General features: G+C 46.4%; 18 protein-coding genes. 11 read left to right on the top strand and 7 right to left on the bottom strand.

Going from position 1 to position 25,993, the window contains the following annotated elements; all coding sequences use genetic code 11:
• Window positions 1-116 precede the first annotated feature (116 nt).
• The 9 genes from ONT08_RS12340 (at window position 117) to ONT08_RS12300 (ending at window position 9,646) form a co-directional block, all read left to right on the top strand.
• Complete coding sequence (locus ONT08_RS12340) at window positions 117-1,412, top strand: ATP-binding protein (protein WP_218434481.1); 1,296 nt, start codon at window positions 117-119, stop codon at window positions 1,410-1,412.
• A gap of 102 nt (window positions 1,413-1,514) precedes the next feature.
• Window positions 1,515-1,895, top strand: coding sequence for a fluoride efflux transporter CrcB (gene crcB / locus ONT08_RS12335; RefSeq protein WP_264960065.1), 381 nt, complete (start codon window positions 1,515-1,517; stop codon window positions 1,893-1,895).
• Window positions 1,896-2,119: 224 nt separating this feature from the next.
• The gene (locus ONT08_RS12330) at window positions 2,120-2,728 is read left to right on the top strand and encodes a DUF6621 family protein (RefSeq protein WP_117586401.1); all 609 of its coding nucleotides are present in this window, start codon (window positions 2,120-2,122) and stop codon (window positions 2,726-2,728) included.
• 29 nt (window positions 2,729-2,757) lie between these two features.
• The gene (locus ONT08_RS12325; protein ID WP_006848470.1) at window positions 2,758-3,999 is read left to right on the top strand and encodes a saccharopine dehydrogenase family protein; all 1,242 of its coding nucleotides are present in this window, start codon (window positions 2,758-2,760) and stop codon (window positions 3,997-3,999) included.
• 19 nt (window positions 4,000-4,018) lie between these two features.
• Window positions 4,019-5,050, top strand: a complete 1,032-nt coding sequence (gene recA / locus ONT08_RS12320; protein WP_022120294.1) for a recombinase RecA — start codon at window positions 4,019-4,021, stop codon at window positions 5,048-5,050.
• 331 nt (window positions 5,051-5,381) lie between these two features.
• A complete protein-coding gene (dnaK, locus tag ONT08_RS12315) occupies window positions 5,382-7,277 on the top strand; it encodes a molecular chaperone DnaK (protein WP_118201253.1) in 1,896 nt (631 codons plus the stop codon).
• Between the two features lie 199 nt (window positions 7,278-7,476).
• A complete protein-coding gene (locus ONT08_RS12310; RefSeq protein WP_117586403.1) occupies window positions 7,477-8,331 on the top strand; it encodes an HAD family hydrolase in 855 nt (284 codons plus the stop codon).
• Window positions 8,332-8,486: 155 nt separating this feature from the next.
• Window positions 8,487-8,849, top strand: coding sequence for a hypothetical protein (locus ONT08_RS12305; protein WP_022120298.1), 363 nt, complete (start codon window positions 8,487-8,489; stop codon window positions 8,847-8,849).
• A gap of 50 nt (window positions 8,850-8,899) precedes the next feature.
• A complete protein-coding gene (locus ONT08_RS12300) occupies window positions 8,900-9,646 on the top strand; it encodes a peptidylprolyl isomerase (RefSeq protein ID WP_301331968.1) in 747 nt (248 codons plus the stop codon).
• A 207-nt stretch (window positions 9,647-9,853) separates the two neighbouring features.
• Here ONT08_RS12300 and ONT08_RS12295 read toward each other — a convergent pair whose 3' ends face one another.
• The 5 genes from ONT08_RS12295 to ONT08_RS12275 form a co-directional block, all read right to left on the bottom strand.
• Complete coding sequence (locus ONT08_RS12295; protein ID WP_118200181.1) at window positions 9,854-10,750, bottom strand: DMT family transporter; 897 nt, start codon at window positions 10,748-10,750, stop codon at window positions 9,854-9,856.
• A 187-nt stretch (window positions 10,751-10,937) separates the two neighbouring features.
• Window positions 10,938-12,092 (bottom strand): family 16 glycosylhydrolase, encoded by a 1,155-nt coding sequence (locus ONT08_RS12290; RefSeq protein ID WP_117586405.1) that lies wholly within the window; start codon window positions 12,090-12,092, stop codon window positions 10,938-10,940.
• 89 nt (window positions 12,093-12,181) lie between these two features.
• Window positions 12,182-13,558, bottom strand: coding sequence for a hypothetical protein (locus ONT08_RS12285; protein WP_264960064.1), 1,377 nt, complete (start codon window positions 13,556-13,558; stop codon window positions 12,182-12,184).
• 21 nt (window positions 13,559-13,579) lie between these two features.
• Complete coding sequence (locus ONT08_RS12280; protein WP_117586407.1) at window positions 13,580-15,136, bottom strand: RagB/SusD family nutrient uptake outer membrane protein; 1,557 nt, start codon at window positions 15,134-15,136, stop codon at window positions 13,580-13,582.
• A gap of 29 nt (window positions 15,137-15,165) precedes the next feature.
• Window positions 15,166-18,429, bottom strand: a complete 3,264-nt coding sequence (locus ONT08_RS12275; protein WP_264960063.1) for a SusC/RagA family TonB-linked outer membrane protein — start codon at window positions 18,427-18,429, stop codon at window positions 15,166-15,168.
• 550 nt (window positions 18,430-18,979) lie between these two features.
• Here ONT08_RS12275 and ONT08_RS12270 point away from each other — a divergent pair.
• Window positions 18,980-21,244 (top strand): glycoside hydrolase family 3 C-terminal domain-containing protein, encoded by a 2,265-nt coding sequence (locus ONT08_RS12270; protein ID WP_264960062.1) that lies wholly within the window; start codon window positions 18,980-18,982, stop codon window positions 21,242-21,244.
• A gap of 389 nt (window positions 21,245-21,633) precedes the next feature.
• Here ONT08_RS12270 and ONT08_RS12265 read toward each other — a convergent pair whose 3' ends face one another.
• Both ONT08_RS12265 and ONT08_RS12260 read right to left on the bottom strand, forming a co-directional pair.
• Entirely contained in the window at window positions 21,634-23,343 is a 1,710-nt protein-coding gene (locus tag ONT08_RS12265) for a DUF6377 domain-containing protein (RefSeq protein ID WP_264960061.1), read from the bottom strand.
• The gene (locus ONT08_RS12260) at window positions 23,330-23,533 is read right to left on the bottom strand and encodes a hypothetical protein (RefSeq protein ID WP_264960060.1); all 204 of its coding nucleotides are present in this window, start codon (window positions 23,531-23,533) and stop codon (window positions 23,330-23,332) included. Before ONT08_RS12260 ends, ONT08_RS12265 begins: the two co-directional genes overlap by 14 nt.
• A 66-nt stretch (window positions 23,534-23,599) precedes the next feature.
• Here ONT08_RS12260 and bglX point away from each other — a divergent pair, with 66 nt between their 5' ends.
• A complete protein-coding gene (gene bglX / locus ONT08_RS12255) occupies window positions 23,600-25,969 on the top strand; it encodes a beta-glucosidase BglX (protein ID WP_264960059.1) in 2,370 nt (789 codons plus the stop codon).
• Window positions 25,970-25,993 lie beyond the last annotated feature (24 nt).

The raw sequence follows: 25,993 nt of genomic DNA, 5'->3' as shown, positions 1-25,993 counted from the left end.
CATCGAAAAATTGTACGATTTAACATTCGTTATCATCGAAAAAGTGTATATTTTTCTTGTTTTTATCATCGAAAAAGTGTATCTTTGCAACAGAAATATTTAAATTCCAGTTAGTTATGAAAAGAAAGATATACAAGCAACTCCTGAAATGGAAAGAAAACAAGGACAGAAAGCCCTTGATGTTACTAGGTGCCAGACAAGTGGGTAAGACTTGGATCATGCAGCACTTTGGAAAAAAGGAATACAAAAACGTAGCATATATCAACTGTGACGATGAACCAAGAATGAAACAGCTCTTTGAGCTTGATTACAACATAGACAGAATCCTCATAACCATCCAAGCCATTACTGGCGTAAGGATTACACCTGCTGCTACTCTCATCATCATGGATGAAATACAGGAGGTTCCGAGAGGACTCCATAGTTTGAAGTACTTTTGCGAAAAAGCTCCCGAATACCATATTATGGTAGCAGGTTCCCTCCTTGGGGTTACCCTGGGTAAAGGAGAGTCGTTTCCTGTAGGGAAAGTAGATATGCTTACCATGTACCCCATGGATTACGAGGAATATCTTGATGCAACCGGCAATGAAAATTGGATAGAATTACTCCATTCAAAAGACTGGGGACTTATCGACATCATGAAACCCAAGATGACGGAACTGCTCCGGCAATATTACTTTGTGGGCGGCATGCCAGGAGTGGTAAGCAAATTCATCGAAAATACAGACTTGCAGCAGGTTCGCACCCTGCAGCGTGATATTCTGGAAGCCTATCGCAGGGATATTTCCAAACATACTTCAGCTGCGGAATCTACAAGAATCCGGGAGGTGCTGGATTCTCTCCCTTCTCAACTGGCACGTGAAAACAAGAAGTTCATCTATGGAGCTGTGCGCAAAGGTAGCAGAGCCAAGGATTTTGAACTGGCCATACAATGGTTGGTAGATGCCGGCATTGTATATAAGGTGAGCCGCATCAAGGAACCTAAAATGCCGCTTAAATTTTATGAAGATAGGGATGCCTTTAAACTGTTCTTATTAGATTGTGGTCTCCTGGCATGCATGACAGATGCCTCAGCAGACCAAATGCTGATAGGCGACAATGTATTCACTGAGTTCAAAGGTGCATTTACAGAACAGTATGTGCTACAGCAACTGTTGGCCTTGGGATTAAAGCCCTATTACTGGAGCAATACCAAGACTCCTTCGGAGATTGATTTCATCATTCAAGATAGCCAAAGGGTTATACCAGTAGAAGTGAAGGCAGAGGAAAACGTACGTGCGCGTTCCCTGGCACAATTCATCAAAGACAACCCAGGGTTGAAAGGGTTACGTATCTCCATGAAAGGATATGTAGACCAAGAATGGATGGAAAACATCCCTATCATAGCCATTGGCACATATTTTGAGAAATGATATGTAAAGGATTGCAAAACATACTCAAGGAGAATAGCGGCAAGGCAGATAGTATATACGAGGAAATATCATACAAGTTATTATATATAAGGAGATAATGAGATGAAAGAAGTATTGATAGTAAGCATTGGCAGTTTCTTCGGAGGCGGCATGAGATATTGGATTTCAAAGTTGGTGCAATCCTGCACGGTGATTGCCTTTCCTTTCGGAACGATGGCGGTGAATGTGGCGGGATGCCTCATCATCGGGTTTCTCTCGGGATTGAACTGGCGGGAAGGGGGATGGATGTCGCCATCTGCCAAACTGCTGCTCACCATGGGATTCTGCGGAGGATTCACTACCTTCTCTACCTTTATGAACGAGGGGGTAGGACTGATGAAAGAAGAGAATTACCTCTATATGATGCTCTATCTCTTCGGAAGTCTGGCGCTGGGACTTATCGCCGTTCTCGCCGGACATTATCTGGCGAAAATGATTGCATGAGAAGAAGTAGGAGAATAGAAGAAAAAAAGCTCAGATTGCCGAAGAATATACTGAAGATAGTATTCCATCAAATGAAGAAATGATGAAAATACTATCTTTTTTATTATTTTATATTTCCAAAATGCCTTAATTACGAAATTTATTCGTAAATTTGCAGAAATAATCTGCATTCGACAATTTGAAAGCAAGCTTTCATCATGCTCGTTTGCTTAATTTTTGCACCAATGAATACATTAGATACAAACAATATAAAATGGAGCGAGAACGTAATTATCGCTGACGCCGACTATATCGACCGAGTGGCTTTCGACCTGATAGTCAACTTCGAACGAATGATTAACCGTCGCATCCAACCAGCCGATATGGCACAATGGGCAGTCTGCATTGCCCTTGACGGAGGTCTGAGAGAGGGCGAGCACGAGACACAGGTTGTGCTTATCCACGACAAGCAGTCGATGGCGATGAAGAACTTCCGCCCTGCCAACTATGAGAAAGATCTGAACGCTCAGGCTTTCAAGGATGATAAGCTCGGAGAATTCATCATCTCTTCTTATCCTACAGAGGAGAAGATGGTAGGCAAGGATGACTTCCTCGTAGATGTGGCACGCACCGTATGCAACGCCAAAGAGGTGAAGCGAGTGATGGTAATCCCAAATTCTGAGGATGGAGATGCTTACGACCGACTCCGCGAGATACTCCGCAAGGTAGATGACGATGACAAGCGCATCACACTCTTTGCCATGCAGCCCATGCCAGGCGGCAACTTCAGACAGGAGATTCTCGGTTATTCGCTCATGAATGCCCTGGGAATTTCGGCAAATGAGATAAAGTAAACATTAAACACTTAACATTAAAATAAAAAATGAGTAGAGTACTTATGATTGGCGCAGGTGGCGTGGCTACCGTGGCTGCCTTCAAGATCGTCCAGAACCAGGACGTTTTCACCGAGTTTATGATTGCTAGCCGTCGCAAGGAAAAATGCGATAAGCTGGTTAAGGATATCCATGCCAAGGGCTACAAGATGGATATTCAGACAGCTGAGGTGGATGCCGACGACGTTGAGCAGTTGAAGGCTCTCTTCAATAGCTACAAGCCTGAGCTTGTCATCAACCTAGCTTTGCCTTACCAGGATCTCACTATCATGGATGCCTGTCTGGCTTGCGGTTGCAACTACATGGATACCGCTAACTATGAGCCTAAGGACGAGGCTCACTTCGAGTACTCATGGCAGTGGGCATACAAGGATAAGTTCGAACAGGCTGGTCTCTGCGCTATCCTCGGCTGCGGTTTCGACCCAGGTGTATCAGGCATCTTCACCGCTTATGCAGCCAAGCATCACTTCGATGAGATTGAGGTGCTCGACATCGTGGATTGCAACGCCGGTAACCATCACAAGGCTTTCGCAACCAATTTCAACCCAGAAATCAATATCCGCGAGATTACCCAGAAGGGACTCTGGTATAAGGATGGCGAATGGATTGAAACCGACCCTCTCTCTATCCACAAGCCTCTCACCTACCCTAACATCGGTCCTCGCGAGAGCTATCTGATGCACCACGAGGAGTTGGAGAGTCTGGTGAAGAACTACCCTACCATCAAGGAGGCACGTTTCTGGATGACCTTCGGCCAGCAGTATCTCACCTACCTCGACTGCATCCAGAACCTCGGCATGAGCCGCATCGACGAAATCGAATACGAGGCTCCATTGGCAGACGGTTCTGGCAAGACAGCCAAGGTGAAGATTGTTCCTCTGCAGTTCCTCAAGGCCGTATTGCCTAACCCACAGGATCTCGGCGAGAACTATGATGGCGAAACATCTATCGGTTGCCGCATCCGCGGTAAGAAGGATGGCAAGGAGCGCACCTATTACGTTTATAACAACTGCAAGCACCAGGAGGCTTACAACGAAACCGGTATGCAGGGCGTAAGCTACACCACCGGTGTGCCAGCCATGATTGGTGCCATGATGTTCCTCAAGGGCATCTGGAAGAAACCAGGCGTATGGAACGTAGAGGAGTTCGACCCAGATCCATTCATGGAGCAGTTGAACAAGCAGGGATTGCCATGGCACGAGGTGTTTGATGGCGATTTGGAAATTGACTAAACTTTAAACTAAATAAGATATGGCAAAAGAAATGCAAGAGGGAAAATTGAATCCCAATGAAGGCAAGCTGAAAGCTCTTCAGGCAGCCATGGCTAAGATAGAAAAGGACTTCGGTAAGGGCTCTATCATGAAACTCGGCGATGAGCACGTTGAGAACATCGAAGTTATCCCTACAGGCAGTATCGCTCTCGACAATGCACTGGGCGTAGGCGGTTATCCTAAGGGACGTATCATCGAAATTTACGGTCCGGAATCTTCCGGTAAGACAACATTGGCTATCCATGCCATCGCAGAGGCTCAGAAGGCTGGCGGTATCGCTGCTTTCATTGATGCAGAGCACGCTTTCGACCGTTTCTATGCGGCTAAATTGGGCGTTGATGTTGATAACTTGTGGATTTCACAACCAGATAATGGTGAGCAGGCGTTGCAGATTGCAGACCAGCTGATCAGTTCTGCTGCTGTAGACATCGTAGTTGTTGACTCTGTAGCCGCCTTGACTCCTAAGAAGGAAATCGAAGGCGATATGGGTGACAATGTGGTAGGTCTTCAGGCTCGATTGATGAGTCAGGCTCTCCGCAAGCTCACTTCTACCATCAGCAAGACCAACACTACCTGCATCTTCATCAACCAGTTGCGCGAGAAGATTGGTGTAATGTTCGGTAACCCAGAGACAACCACCGGTGGTAATGCTCTGAAGTTCTATGCATCAGTGCGTTTGGATATCCGCAAGGCAACAGCCATCAAGGACGGCGATGAGGTAGTAGGTAATCTGGTTCGCGTAAAGGTAGTAAAGAACAAGGTGGCTCCTCCTTTCCGCAAGGCAGAGTTCGACATCATGTTTGGCGAAGGCATCAGCCGTGCCGGCGAGGTATTCGGTCTGGCTGTAGCCAACGATATCATCGAAAAGAGCGGCAGCTGGTATAGCTATGGCGGTTCTAAACTCGGACAGGGTGCCGATGCCTGCAAGGCATTGCTCAAGGATAACCCTGAACTTCTCGATGAACTGGAAGCTAAGGTTCGCGAAGCACTTGCTGCTAAGGAACAGAAATAAAGCCAGATAAGGTTTCACACCTTATTATATATAGGAGCTTTATCTGAAAAGAAAGATTTCTCAATCATATTACAGGAATCAAGATAGGGAGAATGCGACATTTTATCGCCTCCCATATCCTGATTCCTTTTATTTTGTCAGCATTATCTGACACCTTGTCAGCCACTTTAAATTTTACAATCCCTTGGCACATGCTTTGTTATGACGGAAAGCGTGAACGCTGAATAGAGAGGTTCCCGACAGATGCATATCTTCGGCAGACTTCCATTAGCCAGCAGTTCATGAGATAAATAACATATTAATAACGATAAAAATAAAAAAAGATATAATTATGGGAAAAGTAATTGGAATTGACTTGGGTACCACAAACAGTTGTGTTGCCGTTTTCGAAGGTAGCGAACCAGTTGTAATCGCTAACAGTGAAGGTAAGCGTACTACTCCATCAGTAGTAGGTTTCGTTAAGGATGGTGACCGCAAGGTAGGTGATCCTGCTAAGCGTCAGGCCATCACAAACCCTAAGAACACAGTATATTCTATCAAGCGTTTCATGGGTGAGACATACGCTCAGAGCCAGAAAGAGGCTGAGGCAATGCCTTACACAGTAGTAAACGAGGGTGGTTATCCACGTGTTGAAATCGAGGGTCGCAAGTATACTCCACAGGAGATTTCTGCAATGGTTCTCCAGAAGATGAAGAAGACTGCAGAGGATTATCTCGGACAGGAGGTTACAGATGCTGTAATCACAGTTCCTGCTTACTTCTCTGACTCACAGCGTCAGGCTACAAAGGAGGCTGGTCAGATTGCAGGTTTGAACGTTCAGCGTATCGTAAATGAGCCTACAGCCGCAGCTTTGGCTTACGGTGTTGACAAGGCTAACAAGGATATGAAGATTGCCGTATTTGACTTGGGTGGTGGTACATTCGATATCTCTATCCTGGAGTTCGGTGGCGGCGTATTCGAGGTACTTTCTACCAATGGTGATACTCACCTGGGTGGTGATGACTTCGACCAGGTAATCATCAACTGGTTGGCTGATGGCTTCAAGGCTGAAGAAGGCGTAGATCTCCGCAAGGACCCTATGGCTATGCAGCGTTTGAAGGAGGCAGCTGAGAAGGCTAAGATTGAGTTGTCAAGCTCTACATCTACCGAAATCAACTTGCCATACATCACAGCCGTTGACGGTATGCCAAAGCACTTGGTTAAGACTTTGACCCGTGCACAGTTCGAGCAGTTGGCTCACAACCTGATTCAGGCTTGCTTGGTACCTTGCCAGAATGCCGTTCGTGACGCTAAGCTCTCTACATCAGATATCGACGAGGTTATCCTGGTTGGTGGTTCAAGCCGTATTCCAGCCGTTCAGACACTCGTTAAGAACTACTTCGGCAAGGAGCCTTCTAAGGGTGTTAACCCAGATGAGGTTGTTGCAGTAGGTGCAGCTATTCAGGGTGCCATCCTGAACAAGGAAGAGGGTGTTGGTGACATCGTATTGCTCGACGTTACTCCATTGACTCTCGGTATCGAGACTATGGGTGGTGTGATGACTAAACTCATCGATGCCAATACAACTATCCCTTGCAAGAAGAGCGAGGTATTCTCTACAGCAGCTGATAACCAGACAGAGGTTACCATCCACGTATTGCAGGGTGAGCGCCCAATGGCAGCTCAGAACAAGAGCATCGGCCAGTTCAACCTGACAGGTATCGCTCCAGCTCGCCGTGGTGTTCCTCAGATTGAGGTTACCTTCGATATCGATGCCAACGGTATCTTGAACGTATCAGCTAAGGATAAGGCTACCGGTAAGGAGCAGAGCATCCGCATCGAGGCTTCATCTGGCTTGAGCGAGGACGAGATCAACCGCATGAAGGCTGAGGCAGAGCAGAACGCTGCTGCTGATAAGGCTGAGCGCGAGAAGATTGACAAGATGAACCAGGCTGACAGCATGATCTTCACCACCGAGAACTTCCTGAAGGATAACGGTGATAAGATTCCTGCAGACAAGAAGCCAGGTATCGAGCAGGCATTGCAGCAGTTGAAGGATGCTCACAAGGCTGGTGATGCTGCAGCTATCGATTCAGCTATCAACAACTTGAACACCGTCATGCAGGCTGCTTCTCAGCAGATGTATCAGGGCGGCCAGCAGGCAGGTGCTCAGGGCGGTCAGCAGGCACAGGGCGGCAATGATGGCGCTCAGGATGTACAAGACGCTGACTTCGAGGAGGTTAAGTAATACAGACTAATATTATAATAAAGGTGTACAATGCTCAGAAATGAGTTTTGTACGCCTTTTTTGTTTCATTATGTTTTTTTATATCCCAATAGTTTGCTAATTCGCTGAAAATTATATATATTTGCAAATTAAGGGAGAAAAAACATCCCCAAAAGAGATAGACAGTTTAGGGTAAATATAAAAGAAAGGAGAACGAGATATGGCAAAGAAGAGACCACAGGTAGCGCTGGTTTATGATTTCGACGGCACACTGTCGCCGGGCAATATGCAGGAGTTTGGATTCATACAGGCTACAGGCAAGACAAAAGACGAGTTCTGGGAGAAAAACAGAAAGTTTGCAGAGGGTAAGGATGCCAACGGCATTTTGACCTATATGTATCTGATGCTCGACGAAGCCAAGAAGAACAATATCTCGCTCACCCGGGAATCTTTTCAGAAATTCGGCAAGGATGTAGAACTGTTCCGCGGCGTAAAACAATGGTTTTCGCTCGTGAATGAATATGGCAACAGTATCGGACTGGACGTAAAGCACTACATCAACTCCTCGGGACTGAAGGAGATGATAGAGGGCACACCTATCGCCCACGAATTTGAGAACATCTACGCCTGCTCCTTTCTCTACAACAAGGAGGGAATCGCCTATTGGCCAGCCGTAGCCGTAGACTATACTACCAAAACGCAATTTCTCTTCAAAATCAACAAGGGTATCAAACAGGTGAGCGACAACAGAAGAGTGAACCAGTATATCCCCGACGAGAAGCGCCCTATCCCTTTCCCCCGAATGATATACTTCGGAGATGGAGAAACCGATGTGCCTTGCATGAAGATGGTAAAGGAACATGGCGGCCACTCGATTGCGGTATATGATAACGAGGATAAACAGAAAACAGCCTGCCAGCTTGTCAAGGAGGGACGGGTAAACTTCATGTGCTCTGCCAACTACAGCAAAGGAAGCGTGATGAATATCATCGTAAAGAGGATATTGGATAAAATCAAAGCCGACTTTGAATTCGACCGCCTGATAGAACTGAACCAGAAGAAGGCATGGAAGTGATTTAAAGGTAAAAGGGTAAAAAGGTAAAAGCCCAAAAAGGACAAGAAAGTAAAGGGAGAAAGGGATTCTTTTGTGAATTCCTTGAAACTTTTCTTGGTTTTGTCGAGGATTATGCTTAATTTTGCACACAAAAATAATAATATCAAATCATATTAATGGGAAGAAACAAATACTCAGCAGGAGAAATCAAGGAAATCGGCAAGTTGCTGCGACTCAAAAACGCAGGCAACCGTTTACAACAGAAAATGATACGCCACGACCTTCGCGTGGATTATGAATTCAATATCTCTGACTTCAATGAGCCTGGCAAGGCTTTCGGAGAAGAGGAGTTGCAGGCAGCCATCAAGCGTGGCGCCATTCAGATTCTCGACGATGCCACCATCGAAGCAATGAAGGCAAAACGTGCCCGAGATAAGGCTCGCGACGAGGCAGAAAGACAGAAGGAAGCCGTAGCCAGCGGTGAACAGACCGACTGGCAGGAGGCTATGAAGGAGTGGAATGAGTATTACGAAAAGTAAAAAGGTAAAAAGAACATACTGATTACGACATATACTGATTATAAATTATTATGGCAAAAGTATTGATAAAGACATCAGAGGGCGACATCAAGGTGCGCCTCTACGACGAGACACCCCAGCATCGTGACAACTTCTTGAAGTTGGCAAAGGAGGGATATTTCGATGGCACTCTCTTCCATCGTGTCATCAAGGATTTTATGATTCAAGGCGGCGATCCAGACAGCAAAGGCGCTCCTAAAGGCAAGATGCTGGGCACAGGTGGTCCTGACTATACCATCCCTGCCGAGTTCGTTTATCCACAACTTTTCCACAAGCGTGGTGCCTTGAGCGCAGCCCGTTTGGGAGATGAGGTAAACCCAGAACGCGAGAGCAGCGGTAGCCAGTTCTATATTGTATGGGGAAAGACCTACAAGCAGAATGAACTGAAGCAGATGGAAAAGCAGATGGGCATGCAGATGGAACAGAACATCTTCAACCAGCTTGCCAAGGAGCATCATGAAGAAATCATGAACTTCCGCCGCAACCGCGACCGTGAGGGGCTGATGAAACTCCAGGACGAACTGGTGAATGAAACCAAGAAGTGCTGCAAGGAGCAGGGCTATCCTAAGTTTACCGAGGAGCAGCAGAAGGCTTATACAGAAATAGGCGGAACACCTTTCCTCGATAACCAATACACCGTTTTCGGTGAAGTGGAGGAAGGACTTGACATCGTAGAGAAGATTCAGAACTGCGAAACATTGCGTGGCGATCGCCCAAAAGAGGATGTTTCTATGCAGATTTCAGTCATCGAAGAATAAGAAATCTCCATAACGCTCCGCCGGACGGTAAATCCGGCGGAACGCCTAATAAAAACCTAAACAAATATTATATAAGTAATAACAACTATTCATTCGTATTACACAAAAAGACAAATCAATATGGAAAAATGAAAAGCAAAATGGTAAAGAGTATCATGATGCTCTTAGCATTGGCTAGTTCTAACTACAGCTATGCTTCGTCATTTTTTATTCCGCCTTTGTCTTTCTATCCGCGATATACATACCTGCCAGAATGCAGCAGGCACCTGCCAGGAAGTAAGGAGTTATCTTTTCGTCCAATACCAGAGAGGCGAAAATCATAGTGGTGATAGGGTTGAAATAAACCCAGTTGGTAGCTTTCACGGCACCCAACTTAGAGATACACCAGTTCCAGGTAAGGAAACATATCATGGATGCCAAACACCCCAGGAACAGGAGATTACCCACCACCTGAGGCTTCATAAACACATCCCATGACGGCCAACCAGGGATGATAAGATAATAAGGCAAGATGGTAAGCACACCATAGAAGAATACCTTGCGGGTAATAAAAGCTGCGCCATAATCGCCCGATACCGATTTCATCAGGAGCGAATAGACAGCCCAGCACATACATGCCGTAAACGCCAAGGCATCGCCTACAGGCGACAGATGCAGCACGAATCTGCCATTCAGCACCACGATAATCATACCTACAAAAGCAAGCAGAGAGCCCAACAGCTGTATCATGTTGATACGCGAAGAATGGCGATAAGCCAGACGAACCAGCAAGGTAGCAAAGAGCGGACAGGAGCATACGATGAGCGAAGTATTGGTTGTGGTGGTATAATTCATCGCCTCGTTCTCGCTCAGGAAATAGAGCGAACCGCCCGTTATTCCCAGCATAGCCAGCTTAAACTCATCCTTCCAGCTGTCAGCAAACATCTTCTTATGATTCACCATCAGCATCAGGATGTATGCAATACTGAAACGGAGCGTAAAGATCTGTGCTGGCGAAAGTCCGTTCAGCATCAGCACCTTGGTAGAAACAAAGGTAGTTCCCCAGATGGCTACGGTGATAAAAGCCACAAGATGATATAATAAATTACTATTATTCTGTTTCATTCTATCTGCTATTTTAAATTTTGCTGCAAAATTATAACTTTTATTCGAAATGAGCAAATTGTAAGCAAGAAAAGCAGAAAAAGACAATAAAAAGAGCGAAATTGGAACAAAAGAAAAAGTCTTAGGAGTAAGTGCAGATACGACTTCTCCTAAGACCTTATTATTTATATAGTAAAAAAATCAAGCCTCATTTTTTCTGGAATACTCTCACGTAATCCACTTCCATCTGAACTGGGAGGGCGCTTTCGTCAACACCCTTCATGCCGCCCCAATCACCGCCCCAAGCCAGGTTGAGGATAACATAGAATGGTTTATTGAAAGGCCATGAACCCACATCATTTTTACCGTCATTGTTGAAATTGAGCAGTTCCTTACCATCCACATAGGTCTTGATATAATCAGGAGTCCACTCCAGGCGATAAACGTGGAAACCGTCTTCAGCACCCGCAGTCAGACGTTCCTTGGTAATCTGGGTTCCCATCACGTGATTAAACTTCTCTGTATGGAGCGAAGAAGAAGTATAGTTAGGATTAACGCCTACCTCTTCCATAATATCAATCTCGCCACATTTAGGCCAAGGATTTGCTCCGAAATCATTGTTGCAAGGCATCATCCAGAAAGCAGGCCATGTGCCTTTACCTTTAGGCAATTTGATGCGAGCTTCGAAGATACCGTAAAGCCAGCCCTGGGTTTCGTGAGCATATACGCGACCCGAATAAATCTTGCCGTTGCTGCCCTTGAAACAGTTGATATAAAGCCGGTTATCAGCAATCTCGGTTACGCGTTTACCATCAGCAGAGCCGTTCGCATAGTTCTGAAGTTCATTGTTCACCCAGCCCGACTTCTGCACCTCATGACGCCAATCGGTACTATTCAACTCAGAGCCTTCATTAAACTCATCATTCCAGACCAGTTTGTACCCCTCAGGAATCACCATTTCGCCCCCTTCAATAGGAGTGACCTGTTTTCCAGCCTGATGCACTGGCACCGATACCTTCTTATCCTCTAATGAAATCTCGACACTTCCGTCAAGAGCTACAGACGATTTATTCTCTTCCACATCTACAGTTACCATACCCATAGCTTTGTTATTACCGCTGGTACTCACTTTAAACCAAGGGTATACATTTGCCGTAGGACCTTCTCCAGGGAAGGATGCTCTCGCCTCCCAGCCTCCTTCAGAAGCCACAATCATGATTTTATAAGTACCGCCCTTAGCAGGAACATCTATGCTCGTAGGAGAGCAGGATATCGTCACCTCTCCATCGCCGTCAGAAGAGCTGCTGCTGCAAGAAAGCAGCATAAGCGAGAGAAGGAAGGAAAATATTTTCAAGAATTTCATGTCATTTAAAATTTAGAAAGGGAGCCACTCCTACTTATTCATAGGAGCAGCTCCTGTATAATTCTATATAAACCTATAAAACCTAAAGCCTATTTCACAATCAAAACGATATCGCTGACAGTTATTTCTGCATCAACAGGCGCGCCAGCGAAGTCCATAACAAGCTTCACTTTCTCCATATCACCTGCCTTACTACCTTGGATAGTCGCATTGTCATAACGAACCACATATTCACCATTAACGTTCTGATACATATCAGCAAACAAATAGCTGTCATCATTACCTGTGTCACACAACTTAAATGTTGCTAAAGGCAACTTAGCTGTAGTAGTAACCTTGCAAGAGAAATCCACCTTCTGACCCATCTTAATAGATATAGGAGCCTCTGTTAATGCCCACTGTGCATGCCATTGTTCAGCTGGAGTTTCAACTGGGATAACAATTGTATGCTTACTGCCCTTATGGGTGATAACCGGAGAACAATCTATAGCTCCCCAACCTGCATCGCCAAACCAATTGGTATTTACAAACGATTGAGCCTCATCCACAGCCTTCCAAAGGTTGCCCGCTGTATTGTAGTCGAAAGGCACCTTGATTTCCTCTGGTACTTCCGTTCCGTCATCATTGGCATGATCTTTCAATACAAGGCTCTCTATCATGATTTCATCGCCAGCTTTGTTGCCACCAAAATCGAAGACAATCTTCAAGTTTGAGATGTCCACACCGTCGAGGTCAGAGCCGAAGAGACATTTTGGTTCACCTGCCTCCAACTTTATGTCTTTATCCATCAAGATAGCATCATCATCGTCTGTTTGGCAGAGCTTAACCTTCACACCACCATGACCCAAGTTTGATGTCAAGATGACAGAGAAATCGTAGTGCTTGTCAGCAGAAGTAGAGATACCTAAGTTGGTGAAAGGAACCTGAGCTTGCCAACGATCGGTAGTTGCCTCAGGGAACTTCAATGTATAGCATCCCTTGCTATAGCTACAAACCGGGTCAGCAATTTGGCTCCATCCTGGAGCATAATAGCCAGCAGAAGGTTTTTCAGGGAAGGAAATTTTCTTGAAGAGATTAAACTCACTATCCTCTACGAAACCTGCGAAGCCATTCATCTTGGTTTTCTCCACCGTGAATTGCTTCTTGACGCTCTCCTTGCTAATACCATTGCGATTCTTCACAAAGCACTCCACATCGTATGTTCCCTTCTTACGATAGTACTTGCTCAATGTATAGTCTGAAGAATAAGCACCATCAATTACCCAAATTGGGGTGATGCCCTCTGTTGAGTTAAAACTGAAATTAGCTGTATTGATGTCTTGATCAACACTGATATTGAAGTTGTCAGCATAATCAGCAATGTTAGGCAATTCGCCATTGGCACCGCTAAAATCTTCTGGGGAGCATGCTCCTAGCAGAAAGGCTGCTAGGAATGCAAATGCTGAATGATATAATATCTTTTTCATAATCGTTACCATTTTAATGTATTAGTAATTGTTTTGTACCAATGCTGGGTCTGAGTCAAGCTCAGCCTGTGCGATAGGAATATACTTCTTGGATTCTGTCCAGGAGTTGGTGCGATAGCCGTAGCTGTCTGGTACCAACACGGTAGCAGCCTTGCCTGTGCGAACGAGGTCGAAGTAACGCTTACCCTCGCCTACAAACTCCAAGTGGCGCTCATTGATAACATCATCCAGAGTTACGGCTCCAAGCTCTGCAATTCCTGCTCGACGACGGATTTTATTCACATAATCCTTTGCCAAGCCAGCATCACCACCAGTCTCAAGCAACAGTTCTGCAGCATTGAGATAAGCCTCGGCTACACGATAGAAACGATAGTTGTTGTTATAGTTCAGATTGGTATCGAAACCTGCATCGGCATTGTTCTCAGTAAAAGGACGGTACTTAGCCAACCAAAGACCTGTATCTTGATAGCGCTTATGATAATGCGTATCATCAGCATCACCATCAGTACCCATTCCACGACAATCCCAGCAAGTAGCTGCACGACGAGTGTCATTGTCAGAGTACAAGTCGTATGTTTCCTGTCTTACAGGCAAGAAGCCCCAACCATCGCTGGCTTGCTTCACCCAGCCATCACCACCTGGCCATGCATTAGGTGAAATCAAAGTAGGAAGAATTGTGCCACCGATAGCCAATGGAGAACTCCAACCACGCTCGTTGTTACCATCCTCGTAGTTGATTTCCCAAATTGACTCCTTGCACCATTCACCACTTTCCTTCCAAATGTCGGCGAAATTATCCATCAATCCATATTCGCTCTTGTCGTTGATAATCTCTTGCATATATTGCAATGCCTTTGGATAGCGGGTCTTATCGTTTTGGTACATTACCATTTCGGCATACATCATGTAGCACATCGCCTGAGACATACGACCGCTGTTCTTGTCATCCCAACGCATAGGCAAAACCTTAGAGTCAATGACTGCCTCAAGCTCGGTAATGAGATTATTATACACCTCGTCTGCCTTCAACTGAGGAGCTGTATATGGAATGCTCAAATTCTCAAGATAGAAAGGGATATTTCCGAAGTAATGCCACAAGTTGTTGTAGAAATATACTCGGAGGGCACGTCCCTGCATCTCATAGGAAGCCTTATTTTCTGCGGTGAGATTACCCGCAGCCCAAGGAATATACTTCAAGAGGTCGTTGCAACGCTTGATGCCAGAGTAATCAACTGTCCAAAGTGAACTCAATGTGTTGCTAGCATTCGCCTCAAAGTTAAACAGCATATGCCACTGTTGGTTATCATTTTTGTCACTACCTCCTACCCAGAAGTCATCGCCCATGATTTCGGCATCGATATTAAGAGCATTATACTGTCCCAATCCCCAATCTGGCCAGTGGATAGGGTCATAAGCAGCATTCAAAGCCTCATTGATGTGCTCATCTGTGGTATAATATTCCTCCAGAGGCTCACCCGATGGGTTCTCTACCTCAAGGAAGTTGTCGCTACATGATGTGGTTGCCAAGGTCATACTGGCTGCCATCACACCGAGTGCTATATATTTCATTGTCTTCATAATTGTCAATGTTTTAAGATGTTCTACATTTAGAATGAAAGATTGAAACCGATGGTGTAGGTGCGTGCTTGTGGATAGATACCACGGTCAACACCGAGAGAGGTACCACCAGAAGAAATTTCTGGGTCGAAGCCCCAATACTTTGTCCACGTTATCAAGTTCTCCGCCATCACATAGAAACGTAAACAGCTGATGGAGAGCTTCTGTGTCAAGTTCTTTGGCAAAGTATAACCCAATGAGATATTCTTCACACGGAGATAAGAGCCATCACAAATATAGAGATCTGATACCTGCCAGTTGGTTGCATCACCAGCCTTCAGGATAGGATACTTGTTGGATGTACCCTCACCTGTCCAACGGCTCAGCATCCAAGATGGGAAGTTACCTGAGTAGACATCTGTACGATAAGTGGCATCAAACACCTTGTTGCCTGTCACGCCCTGCAGGAAGAGGTTGAAGTCGAATCCCTTCCACTCAGCACCAAGGTTGAAACCGAAGGTCCACTTTGGTGTGCCGTTACCGATATTGGTACGGTCGTCTGCACTAATCTTACCATCCCCATTCACATCAACGAAGCGGACATCACCTGGTTGTGCATCTGGCATAATCATATTACCATCCTTGTTGACATAAGCCTTCACCTCATCCATGTTCTGGAATACACCAGCGGTCTTATAACCATAGAAATATGGGAAAGGCTGACCATTGCTACCACGGGTGCCACCACCTGAAAGACCTTGGAAGGTATCGAGGTCAATATAACCAGTGTCATTACCAAGGTTGGTCAACTCATTGTGCAAGTAGCTTACATTAGCCTTGGCATTGAAGCGAGCATCAGAAATGTGCCACTTGTAGCCGAGTTCAAACTCAAGACCTGAGTTCTTCATATCACCCACGTTGCCGATAGGCTTTGTCTCACCTACATAACTTGGGATAGGCATGGTAATCAACATACCGTTGGTCTTCTTCACATAGTAATCGGCACTGAATGTCAAGGCACTGCCGAAGAAGCCGAAGTCGAAGCCGATGTCTGTCTGCTCACTTTCCTCCCACTTCAAGTCAGGATTGGCTGTGGCGTTTGCCTTAGAGCCATTAAACTTGGTGGCGTTCTTGCCGAAAAGCACATTGTTACCCATAGAGGTCAGCACTGTGTAGCGGAAATCACCGATATTATCGTTACCATTCTTACCCCAGCTGGCACGGAACTTCAAGTTGCTCAACCAATCGCGAGTGCTCTCCATGAATTTTTCATTCATGATGTTCCATCCAACAGATGCAGATGGGAAAGTACCATACTTATTATTGGTTCCGAAACGGCTTGATCCATCACGACGTACAGTTGCCTGGAACATATACTTCTCATCATAGTTGTAACTGATTCGACCGAAGAGAGAAGAAATGGTATGAACCACATTATTACCACCATATACAGAGTGCTGAATGGTAGGAGTTCCTACAGAGATTATCTTTCCTTCTTCATCAGTAACGATAGTTTGCACATAGTTACCTGTTGCATAGTCGATAGAAGGCTTGTTCACATTCACCAAGTTCCAACGGCTACCACCTAGGTAATCGCTCTTGTTCTTCATGGCACTCTGACCTAACACCACAGCAAAACTATGCTTACCTATGGTCTTGTCGTAAGTCAAAGTATTCTCCACCTGCCAGTTGATACCCTTGCTAGAGCTCTTGGAAGCTGAGGTGTGGGTTTGCTTGTTATTACCAGACAAGTAGTACTTAGAAGCCACATAGCTGTCTGTACCCCAGAAGCTGAGGTCGGCGCTGTAAGTAAAATGATATTTCAAGTTGTCCCACAACTGGAGGTCGATGGAAAACTTAGGCACAAACTTATGTGACCAGTTCTTGGCTGCAGGAATACTCATCATAGCCAATGGGTTGTTCATTTCCTGATAGGTACCAGCCATACCTGGAATTGTATAGTAATTACCATTGACATCACGAGGAATTTCATAAAAATCACGTGTACCTATTACTTTTCCTTCACTATCATAAACGTTTGGATCTTCCAGTTTGTCATAATAAGACTTTGCTACATTCCCATCTGTAACAGTTGGAGCCAATGTTGGAGCCATATAGAGGGCACTGCCAAGCACAGAGCCAAACTCTGAATTGGTTGAGATACCGGTGCTCTTGACACGTGTATAGGCCATATTGACGGTTACATCGAGCTTATTGAGGAAGTTGCGCTCCTTCGATGCATCCATCACATTATATATATTGTTAGAGCGGAGTGAGAGGCGCTCATAGTTGCTCTGTCCGTAGTTACCGCCAACGATACCCTCCTGCTTGTAATAGCCCATAGAGAGATAGTAGTTGATTTTTTCAGAGGCACCACTGATGCTCACCTCATGATTCTGCACTGGCGCATTGTCATTGAAAACAAGGTTTTGCCAATCAGTACCGAAACCATTAATTGCTTTGCCATTGGAATCTGTCAATGCATAAGGGTCTGCAAAAACTGGAGCTTGACCGCCGTTTACGGCACGCTCATTCTGAAGGATTGCATAATCGGTAGCGCTGGTTACATCGCGCTTCTTCCATGCGCTCTGCCAGCCGTAAGAGAAGTTATAGTTAATCTGTGCCTTGCCCATCTTACCCTTCTTGGTAGTAACGAGGATAACACCATTGGCTGCACGTGCACCATAAATGGCACCAGAAGCGGCATCCTTCAGCACCTCGATACTCTCGATGTCGCTAGGGTTGAGATAATCCAAGCCACCCTCGATAGGCATGCCGTCTACGATATAGAGAGGGTCAGAGTTGTTGATGGTACCTGTACCACGTACACGAACCTTGGAACCCTCACCAGGCTGTCCTGAAGAAGAGGTTACGTTGACACCGGCAGCCAGACCCTTCAATGCGTTATCAACACGCACTGGGCTCTTGCCAGCCAAATCTTCGGTGCTCACTTTAGCGATAGCAGCAGTTACCACGCTCTTCTTCTGAACACCGTAACCTACAACAACCACTTCGTCCAAAGCTTTGTCGTCTTGTTTCAGAGTAATCTTCATGTTGGCTGAAGGACGGATCTCTGCATCCTTGTAGCCAATGTAGGTGATAACCAAGGTCTGGTTAGCATCTGCATCAATGACAAAGTTACCATCAAGGTCGGTAATTGCACCGGCACCCTTGACGCCTTTAACCTGTATGGTGGCTCCGATAACGGGTTCACCCAGGTCATCCAACACGACACCCTTAAAGGTGTTTTTCTGTGCGAGCGCTGACGTCGACATCAATAATGCAGTCGCCAGCAATAGACTTTTTGTTTTCATATTCGATTATTAGTTTAGAAAAATATCTGTTTGTTAGTTCACTCTATTATAATAATGTTTAAGACTGTGCGGCAGTGCAGTTCCTAAAATGCGTTAAGCCGTGTTTTCGATTGCAAATATAATATGATTTTTTGATAATTCCTAGCACCTTCAACAGATAAGTGGAAAGAAAACTTTTATAAAACAATCTATATTGTTAATTTTCAGACACTTAATAGTCTCTAACAACTACATGAAAGTGGATGGCTTAAAATAAAGGAAATGAGGCTGGAACACCCTTAAAAAGTTACATCAGTATTTTTCAGTGTTCACACTCTGCCACTTTTCATTCGCACCACAATACATTTATTTCCCTAACTATCAGCGGTTTATAAAAGTCCCATTTTTACACCCATCCACTTTTCACTTATCACCCACCATTTTTTCATTATTTATTTAGTAATTTTGCAGATGAATGAGCAAATACGCCTAAACGCACAAAAAACGTGAGAGGCGGTGTACAAAACAAACAACTGCAAGAAATAAACAAACCATAATAAATTCATTACTTATGAAACAGTTCATTTTATCATGTGTCCTGTCGGTTGCAGCCATCGCTCCATCTCAGGCACAGCAGACTACCAGACAATTGCCAGTCTATCTCGACCAGACCAAGCCGGTAGAGCAGCGCATCGATGATGCCATCTCCCGCATGACGCTGGCAGAGAAGATACGCATCATCCATGCTCAGAGCAAGTTTTCATCAGCCGGTGTACCACGCTTGGGATTTCCTGATTTCTGGACGGATGACGGACCTCACGGAGTGCGTCCTGACGTATTGTGGGATGAGTGGGAACAGGCTGGCCAGACCAACGACTCCTGTGTAGCCTTCCCTGCCCTCACCTGTCTTGCCGCATCATGGAATCCGCAGATGAGCCGCATCTATGGCGAAGCATTGGGCGAAGAAGCCCTGTATCGCGGCAAGGACATGATTCTGGGTCCTGGCGTCAACATCTACCGCACGCCTCTCAACGGCCGCAACTTCGAGTATATGGGCGAAGATCCGTTCCTGGCAAGCATCATGGTAGTGCCGTATATTCAGGGATTGCAGTCTAAGGGCGTATCAGCCTGCGTAAAGCACTATTGCCTGAACAACGATGAGGAATACCGCCATCAGGTCAACGTAATTGTCAGCGACCGTGCTCTCCACGAAATCTATCTCCCTGCCTTCAAGGCGGCTGTTGAGAAGGGTAAGACATGGGGTATCATGGGAGCCTACAACCTATATAAGAATGAGCACAACTGCCACAACCAGTGGACCCTGAACAAGATTCTGAAGGGCGACTGGAAGTATGATGGTGTCGTGGTAAGCGACTGGGGCGGTGCCCACGACCTGGAGCAGTCTGTAAAGAACGGGCTGGATATGGAGTTCGGCACCTGGACAGACGGTCTTACGATGGGCGCTACCAATGCCTACGACAACTATTATCTCTCCATGCCTTACATGAAGGCCATACAGGAAGGCAAGTTCACCCAGAAGGAGCTGGACGATAAGGTGCGCCGCGTATTGCGCCTCTTCTATCGCACCACGATGAATCCGAACCGCCCTCATGGTTTCCTCTGTTCCGAGAGCCATTATGCAGCAGCCAGACAGATCGCTGAGGAAGGCATCGTATTGCTCCAGAACAGGAACAATGTGCTCCCTATCAACACCCAGAAGGCTAAGCGCGTGCTGGTAGTGGGCGAGAATGCCATCAAGATGATGACCGTAGGCGGAGGCTCTTCTTCGCTCAAGGTACAGCGCGAGATTTCGCCTCTCGATGGCCTGAAGACACGCTTGGGCAAGGACGGCATCGAGGTAGATTATGCCCGCGGATATGTGGGCGATGTAACGGGCAACTACAATGGCGTTACAACCGGCCAGAACCTGGAAGACAAGCGCAGCGAGGCTGAACTGATAGCCGAAGCCGTAGAGAAAGCCAAGACTGCCGACTATGTCATCATGTTTGGTGGTCTGAACAAGAGCGATTTCCAGGACTGTGAGGGTCACGACCGCAAGCATTATGAGTTGCCATACCATCAGGATAAGCTGATCGAGGCTTTGGCTAAGGCAAACAGAAACTTCGTTTATGTCAACATCTCGGGCAATGCGGTAGCTATGCCTTGGAAGGCTAAGGTTGCCGGCATCGTACAGGGCTGGTTCATCGGTTCGGAGAGCGGCGAAGCCCTGGCAAGCATCCTTACAGGCGATGCCAACCCTAGCGGCAAGTTGCCGTTTACATGGGTCAACTCGCTGAAGGAAGTAGGTGCTCATGCACTCAATACCTATCCGGGAACCTGGCGTCAGGAAGGTGGAGCCAGCACGAAGGGCAACATCATTGATGAGGAATATAAGGAAGGCATCTATGTAGGTTACCGCTGGACCGATAAGGAGCGCATCAAGCCTACCTTTGCATTCGGTCACGGTTTGAGCTACACCCAGTTTGCCATCTCTAATCTCCGCAGCGACAAGATGCAGATGAAGCAAGACGGCACAATCACCTTTACCGTAAACGTAAAGAATACAGGTAAGCGTGCCGGAGCCGAGACGGTTCAGCTCTACATCCACGACGTCAAGGCATCGGTAGACCGCCCTCAGAAGGAGCTGAAGGGATTCCAGAAGGTTTATCTCCAGCCAGGTGAGAGCAAGGATATCAGCATCACCATCAGCAAAGAGGCCCTCAGTTTCTACGATGAGGCATCTTCATCCTGGAAAGCTGAAGCCGGAAAGTTTGAGGCTCTTGTTGGTAATGCAGCCGATAACCTGAAGCTCAAGAAAGCCTTCGAGCTCTTTTAAAAAGAATGATTCGATTCTGAGAAATTGAACGGAGGGAAGAAATAAATATAACGCATAAAAGTTTGTTACGGTGAAACGCCGTAACAAACTTTTATTGTATTCCCATGCTTTTCATCCTATCGACAAACTCGTAGAAACGGGGATTTTCAAAAATATCAATATCTTGATTATCATACGATTAACCCACTTGACGTTTAAAACACAACGTCAAACTATTATGCGATTTCTATCGCCTATCATCCATCACAAAGTTCGCAGAAACAGGGATACACAAACATCAATATTTTGATTATCAGATGACTACCCATGCACCCTAAAACAGGGTGCATGGGTATCTGCAGCATTTACTCCTGAATTTTCGCAAGTTTTCGCCATACGCCCAGAAAGGCCTATTTCATGCCAATCTGCTTCACACGCTGCTCGAACTCTTCCCTGTCACAGATGGCACTATTCTTGATTTTGGCGCGATAATTATAGATAGTGTTCACAGAATAGTGAAGGAACTCGGCAATCTTAGAACTGTCCTCGATGCCCAGACGGATAAGGGCAAAGATACGGAGGGTGGTAGAAAGACGGCTGTCATCTTCGAGCACGATACGCTCTTTAGGCTTCAAGAGGGCATTGAACTCCTCAACAAAGTCAGGGAAGAGCTTCAGGAAGGCGGAATCAAAATACTCATACAGCTCGCCCATGTAGGCCTCGCCAGCCTGCATCTGCTCCAGCAACTTATTGAGTTCTCTTGCCTTCACCAGTTTCACTACTCGCTTGCGCATTGTCTCTATCTTGTCGACATAGATGGCACAAAGGCGCAGGAATCGACCAATATATACTTCCTTCATCTTGTTACTCTCATTGAGTGACTGGTTCATCTCGTTGAGAGAATGGTTCATCTCGTTAAGACGCTCATTTGCCAACTGCAAGGCATGGTTGGTTTCCTTCAGCTTATGATGGGCCGCAGCAATGCGCTTGCGCTGCTTGTTGACATAGTAGAGCAAGAGCATAACCACAAAGAGAAGCAAGGCTGAACACGCTACCATGAGCCGCAGATGCTGGTTGCTCGAAGAAAGCTCTTTCTGATATCCCTCCTCAATCTGCGTGAGCACAGGCATGATCTGGCGGCTGCGGATAGGCGTATTGAAAACGGTAGCCGACTTCCAGGCAAACTTGATATACTCGTGAGAGCGCTTCTGCTCGCCCGGTTCGGCATTGAGCAGATTGGCGAGTTCCCAGAGCGACCCCTGGTCCATCACAGCCAACTGGACATCGCAGATAGCAGAACGCAAGAGGCAGCTGAGAAACTGCTCTTCATCGCCAAACTGATTGTAGGTCAAGCCGCGATAAAACTGTACAATGGCATACTGATGGGTGCCCGGTTTCGTCATCGACAGCCGCTTATCGCTCAATCGCAAAGCCTCCTTCATATTGCCTGCATCGCGTGCCCTCACCTCCTGCATCTGCAGATAAAGGTCATCATCATGGCTGAATGTGCTGTCTATTGCAGCCTGATAGGCATTACGCTTGCCGGCATAATATTTCTTCAAGGAAGGAACGTTGGAATAATATGCCATCTCGCCATACAGGTGCTGGCAAGCCCAGAGGTAGTTGCGTTTGCCCTCAGCATCAAGATCAGCGATATTGACAGACTTCAGCAGGTCGTACGATTCGGCATAATCGCCCGTGGTCGATTCCTGGAAAGCAAGCAGCGCCTTGGCATTTCCCACCTTCTTTTTATCGCCCATTCTGATAGCAAGTTCCATACACTGATTGATGTATTTCAGCGCCATGTCGTTCTTGTAGGAGCGGTATTCCTCAAAGAGCGCAAAGCAGGCATCATACTTACTGCTTAGCCGCCTGGCGGTCTTCAGTTTCTGCTCCCAATCGCAAATTCGGGCTTCACGTACCTTCACATAATCAGCCGAATGGGCAATAGCGTTGTCCAGACTCTGAAAAAGCTGCTCTATATTATCTGTTGTTTTTGCTGCAAGAGAAAGAGGCATCAAGACAAAGAGCAGGAAGAAGAATGCCTTTCCCCATAATTCATTTACGCGATACATCAACTTGATTCCGTTTAAGATTGATTTATTTTCATGAGGTTTCATGTGCAAAAGTAATAAAAAAATCGGAAACGACAAAATCTGATATAGAAGAAATGTAGATTTCTTCGCATTTTTCGCCTATGCCGCATCCACTTTTTATATATCCTCCATTTTTCTTATCCATCTCATTATCAGACATATTTTTATCTAAAAAAGAAAAATTCATCCACATTTTAACATTTCTATCGCGCATCGTATCATCTTTTTTATTATCTTTGCAGAAGATAAGCATCAAAAATAACAATTAACATAATAAACAATGAGAACAGCACTTTTATCACTCACATTTCTTTTGGCTGGTTCTATGGCAGCACCTGCTTTCGCCCATACCGCAGCCCCTAAGAAAAAAGTAACTGCCACAACCAAGAAAGGCAAGATTCTACCCATGAAGGAGTATATCGACCAACTGATGGCGAAGATGACACTACAGGAGAAGATTGGTCAGCTGAACCTGATGGTAGCTGGCGACATCACCACCGGCGGCGCACTCGATACTCAGGTAGGCAGCGATATCGCCCAGGGCAACATGGGCGGAGTTTTCAATATCAAAGGGCTCGACAAGATCAAGGCTCTGCAAGAAATCGCCGTCAAGAATAGCCGTCTGGGCATCCCGCTGCTCGTAGGTATGGACGTGATTCATGGTTACGAAACGATGTTCCCTATCCCTCTCGCCCTCTCCTGCTCATGGGATACCGAAGCGATGAAGAAGGTAGGCGAAGTATCGGCCAAGGAAGCAAGTGCCGACGGCATCAACTGGACATTCTCTCCTATGGTAGACATTGCACTCGATGCCCGCTGGGGACGAATAAGCGAAGGAAATGGCGAGGATCCTTATCTGAGCGGCATGATGGGAGCAGCGATGACCCAGGGCTACCAGGGCGTGGATATGCGCACAGAAGAGATTCTGAGAGCCAACCGCATCATGGCCTGTCTGAAGCATTTTGCCCTGTACGGAGGCATTGAGAGCGGTAAGGAATATAACACGGTAGATATGAGCCGCGTGCGCATGATGAACCAGTATCTTCCACCTTACGAGGCAGTGGTGAAGGCTGGCGTAGGCAGCGTGATGTCTTCATTCAATCTCATCGACTACATACCTGCTACAGCCAACAAATGGATGATGACCGATGTCTTGAGAAAGCAGTGGGGATTCAACGGTTTCGTGGTTACCGATTACGCTTCTATCGCCGAGATTCTGCAGCACGGAACGGCAAAAGACATCAAGGAGGCATCAGAACAGGCGCTGAAGGCGGGTACCGATATGGACATGTGCTCCAATGCCTTCGTAAAGCATCTGGCTAAGAGCATAGCAGAAGGAAAGGTGAGCGAGGAGGATGTGAACATCGCCTGCCGCCGCATCCTGGAAGCGAAATATAAACTGGGCCTGTTCAGCGACCCTTACCGCTACTGCAACACCAAGCGCAGCAAGAGCGAGATTTATACCGCAGAGAACCGTCAGGTAGCCCGCGATGTAGCAGCAGAGACCTTCGTGCTCCTGAAGAACGAAGGCAATATCCTGCCACTGAAGAAGGAAGGAAAGATAGCCCTGATTGGTCCGCTTGCCGACACCCGAAACAACATAGCCGGTACATGGAGCGTGGCTCAGGAGCCATCTAAATATACCACCATCAAGGAGGCAATGGAGCATGCACTTGCCGGAAAAGCCACCTTATTATATGCCCAGGGAAGCAATATCTGGCGCAATAAGGAACTGCAGCAAAACGGCGAATTCGGCAAGCCAATCAACTGGGGCAACGAGGCTGAGATGAAGGCCGAAGCGCTGAAGATAGCTAAAGAGGCAGATGTTATTATATGTGCTATGGGCGAAAGTGCCGAGATGAGCGGCGAATGCGGTAGCCGTACCAACCTGGAGATGCCGGACGTACAGCGCGAACTGCTTGCCGAACTTCTGAAGACGGGCAAGCCAGTAGTGCTCCTCAACTTTGCGGGCCGTCCTACGGTTCTTACTTGGGAGAAAGCCCATGTACCAGCCATCATGAATGTATGGTTTGGAGGCTCAGAGATGGGCGATGCACTCTGCGATGTTATCTTTGGCGACAAATCGCCATCGGGTAAGCTTACTACTTCTATGCCTAAGACTACCGGTCAGGAGCCTCTCTACTACAACCATCAGAACACCGGTCGCCCTGTACCAGACGATAATGAGAAGTTTGCCAAGTTCGCCAGCAACTGCCTGGATGTAAGCAATGGTCCGCTCTATCCTTTCGGTTACGGCTTGAGCTATACCTACTTTTCGTACAGCAACTTCCGCCTGAGCAGCCAGGAGGCCGGCATCAGCAATGAGGAGGCTACCGAATGGAAGGATGGCAAGAAGATTACAGCTAGCGTCACCGTTAAGAATAATGGCTCCCGCGATGCCGACGAGATTGTGCAGCTCTACATCCGTGACATGGTAGCCAGCATCTCGCGTCCTGTAAAGGAGCTGAAAGGTTTCCAGCGCATCCATCTGGCAGTAGGTGAGAGCAAGGAGGTAAGCTTTGATATCACCCCAGATATGCTCAAGTTCTACAACGTAGATCTGAAGCACGTGATAGAACCTGGCGACTTCCAGATTATGATAGGAACCAACAGCAAGGATGTAAAGACAATGAAACTGAGCGTGAAATAAACAATAAAAATCGCCCTGCAAGAA

The sequence above is a fragment of the Segatella copri genome, from assembly GCF_026015465.1.
GTDB classification, from domain to species: Bacteria; Bacteroidota; Bacteroidia; order Bacteroidales; family Bacteroidaceae; genus Prevotella; species Prevotella copri_E.
This window is presented reverse-complemented; position numbering and strand designations above follow the sequence as displayed.

Coding starts and splice junctions, on each gene's coding strand:
- ONT08_RS12340 (WP_218434481.1), top strand. CDS start 117: ATGAAAAGAAAGATATACAAGCAACTCCTGAAATGGAAAGAAAACAAG.
- crcB (WP_264960065.1), top strand. CDS start 1,515: ATGAAAGAAGTATTGATAGTAAGCATTGGCAGTTTCTTCGGAGGCGGC.
- ONT08_RS12330 (WP_117586401.1), top strand. CDS start 2,120: ATGAATACATTAGATACAAACAATATAAAATGGAGCGAGAACGTAATT.
- ONT08_RS12325 (WP_006848470.1), top strand. CDS start 2,758: ATGAGTAGAGTACTTATGATTGGCGCAGGTGGCGTGGCTACCGTGGCT.
- recA (WP_022120294.1), top strand. CDS start 4,019: ATGGCAAAAGAAATGCAAGAGGGAAAATTGAATCCCAATGAAGGCAAG.
- dnaK (WP_118201253.1), top strand. CDS start 5,382: ATGGGAAAAGTAATTGGAATTGACTTGGGTACCACAAACAGTTGTGTT.
- ONT08_RS12310 (WP_117586403.1), top strand. CDS start 7,477: ATGGCAAAGAAGAGACCACAGGTAGCGCTGGTTTATGATTTCGACGGC.
- ONT08_RS12305 (WP_022120298.1), top strand. CDS start 8,487: ATGGGAAGAAACAAATACTCAGCAGGAGAAATCAAGGAAATCGGCAAG.
- ONT08_RS12300 (WP_301331968.1), top strand. CDS start 8,900: ATGGCAAAAGTATTGATAAAGACATCAGAGGGCGACATCAAGGTGCGC.
- ONT08_RS12295 (WP_118200181.1), bottom strand. CDS start 10,750: ATGAAACAGAATAATAGTAATTTATTATATCATCTTGTGGCTTTTATC.
- ONT08_RS12290 (WP_117586405.1), bottom strand. CDS start 12,092: ATGAAATTCTTGAAAATATTTTCCTTCCTTCTCTCGCTTATGCTGCTT.
- ONT08_RS12285 (WP_264960064.1), bottom strand. CDS start 13,558: ATGAAAAAGATATTATATCATTCAGCATTTGCATTCCTAGCAGCCTTT.
- ONT08_RS12280 (WP_117586407.1), bottom strand. CDS start 15,136: ATGAAGACAATGAAATATATAGCACTCGGTGTGATGGCAGCCAGTATG.
- ONT08_RS12275 (WP_264960063.1), bottom strand. CDS start 18,429: ATGAAAACAAAAAGTCTATTGCTGGCGACTGCATTATTGATGTCGACG.
- ONT08_RS12270 (WP_264960062.1), top strand. CDS start 18,980: ATGAAACAGTTCATTTTATCATGTGTCCTGTCGGTTGCAGCCATCGCT.
- ONT08_RS12265 (WP_264960061.1), bottom strand. CDS start 23,343: ATGAAACCTCATGAAAATAAATCAATCTTAAACGGAATCAAGTTGATG.
- ONT08_RS12260 (WP_264960060.1), bottom strand. CDS start 23,533: ATGCGCGATAGAAATGTTAAAATGTGGATGAATTTTTCTTTTTTAGAT.
- bglX (WP_264960059.1), top strand. CDS start 23,600: ATGAGAACAGCACTTTTATCACTCACATTTCTTTTGGCTGGTTCTATG.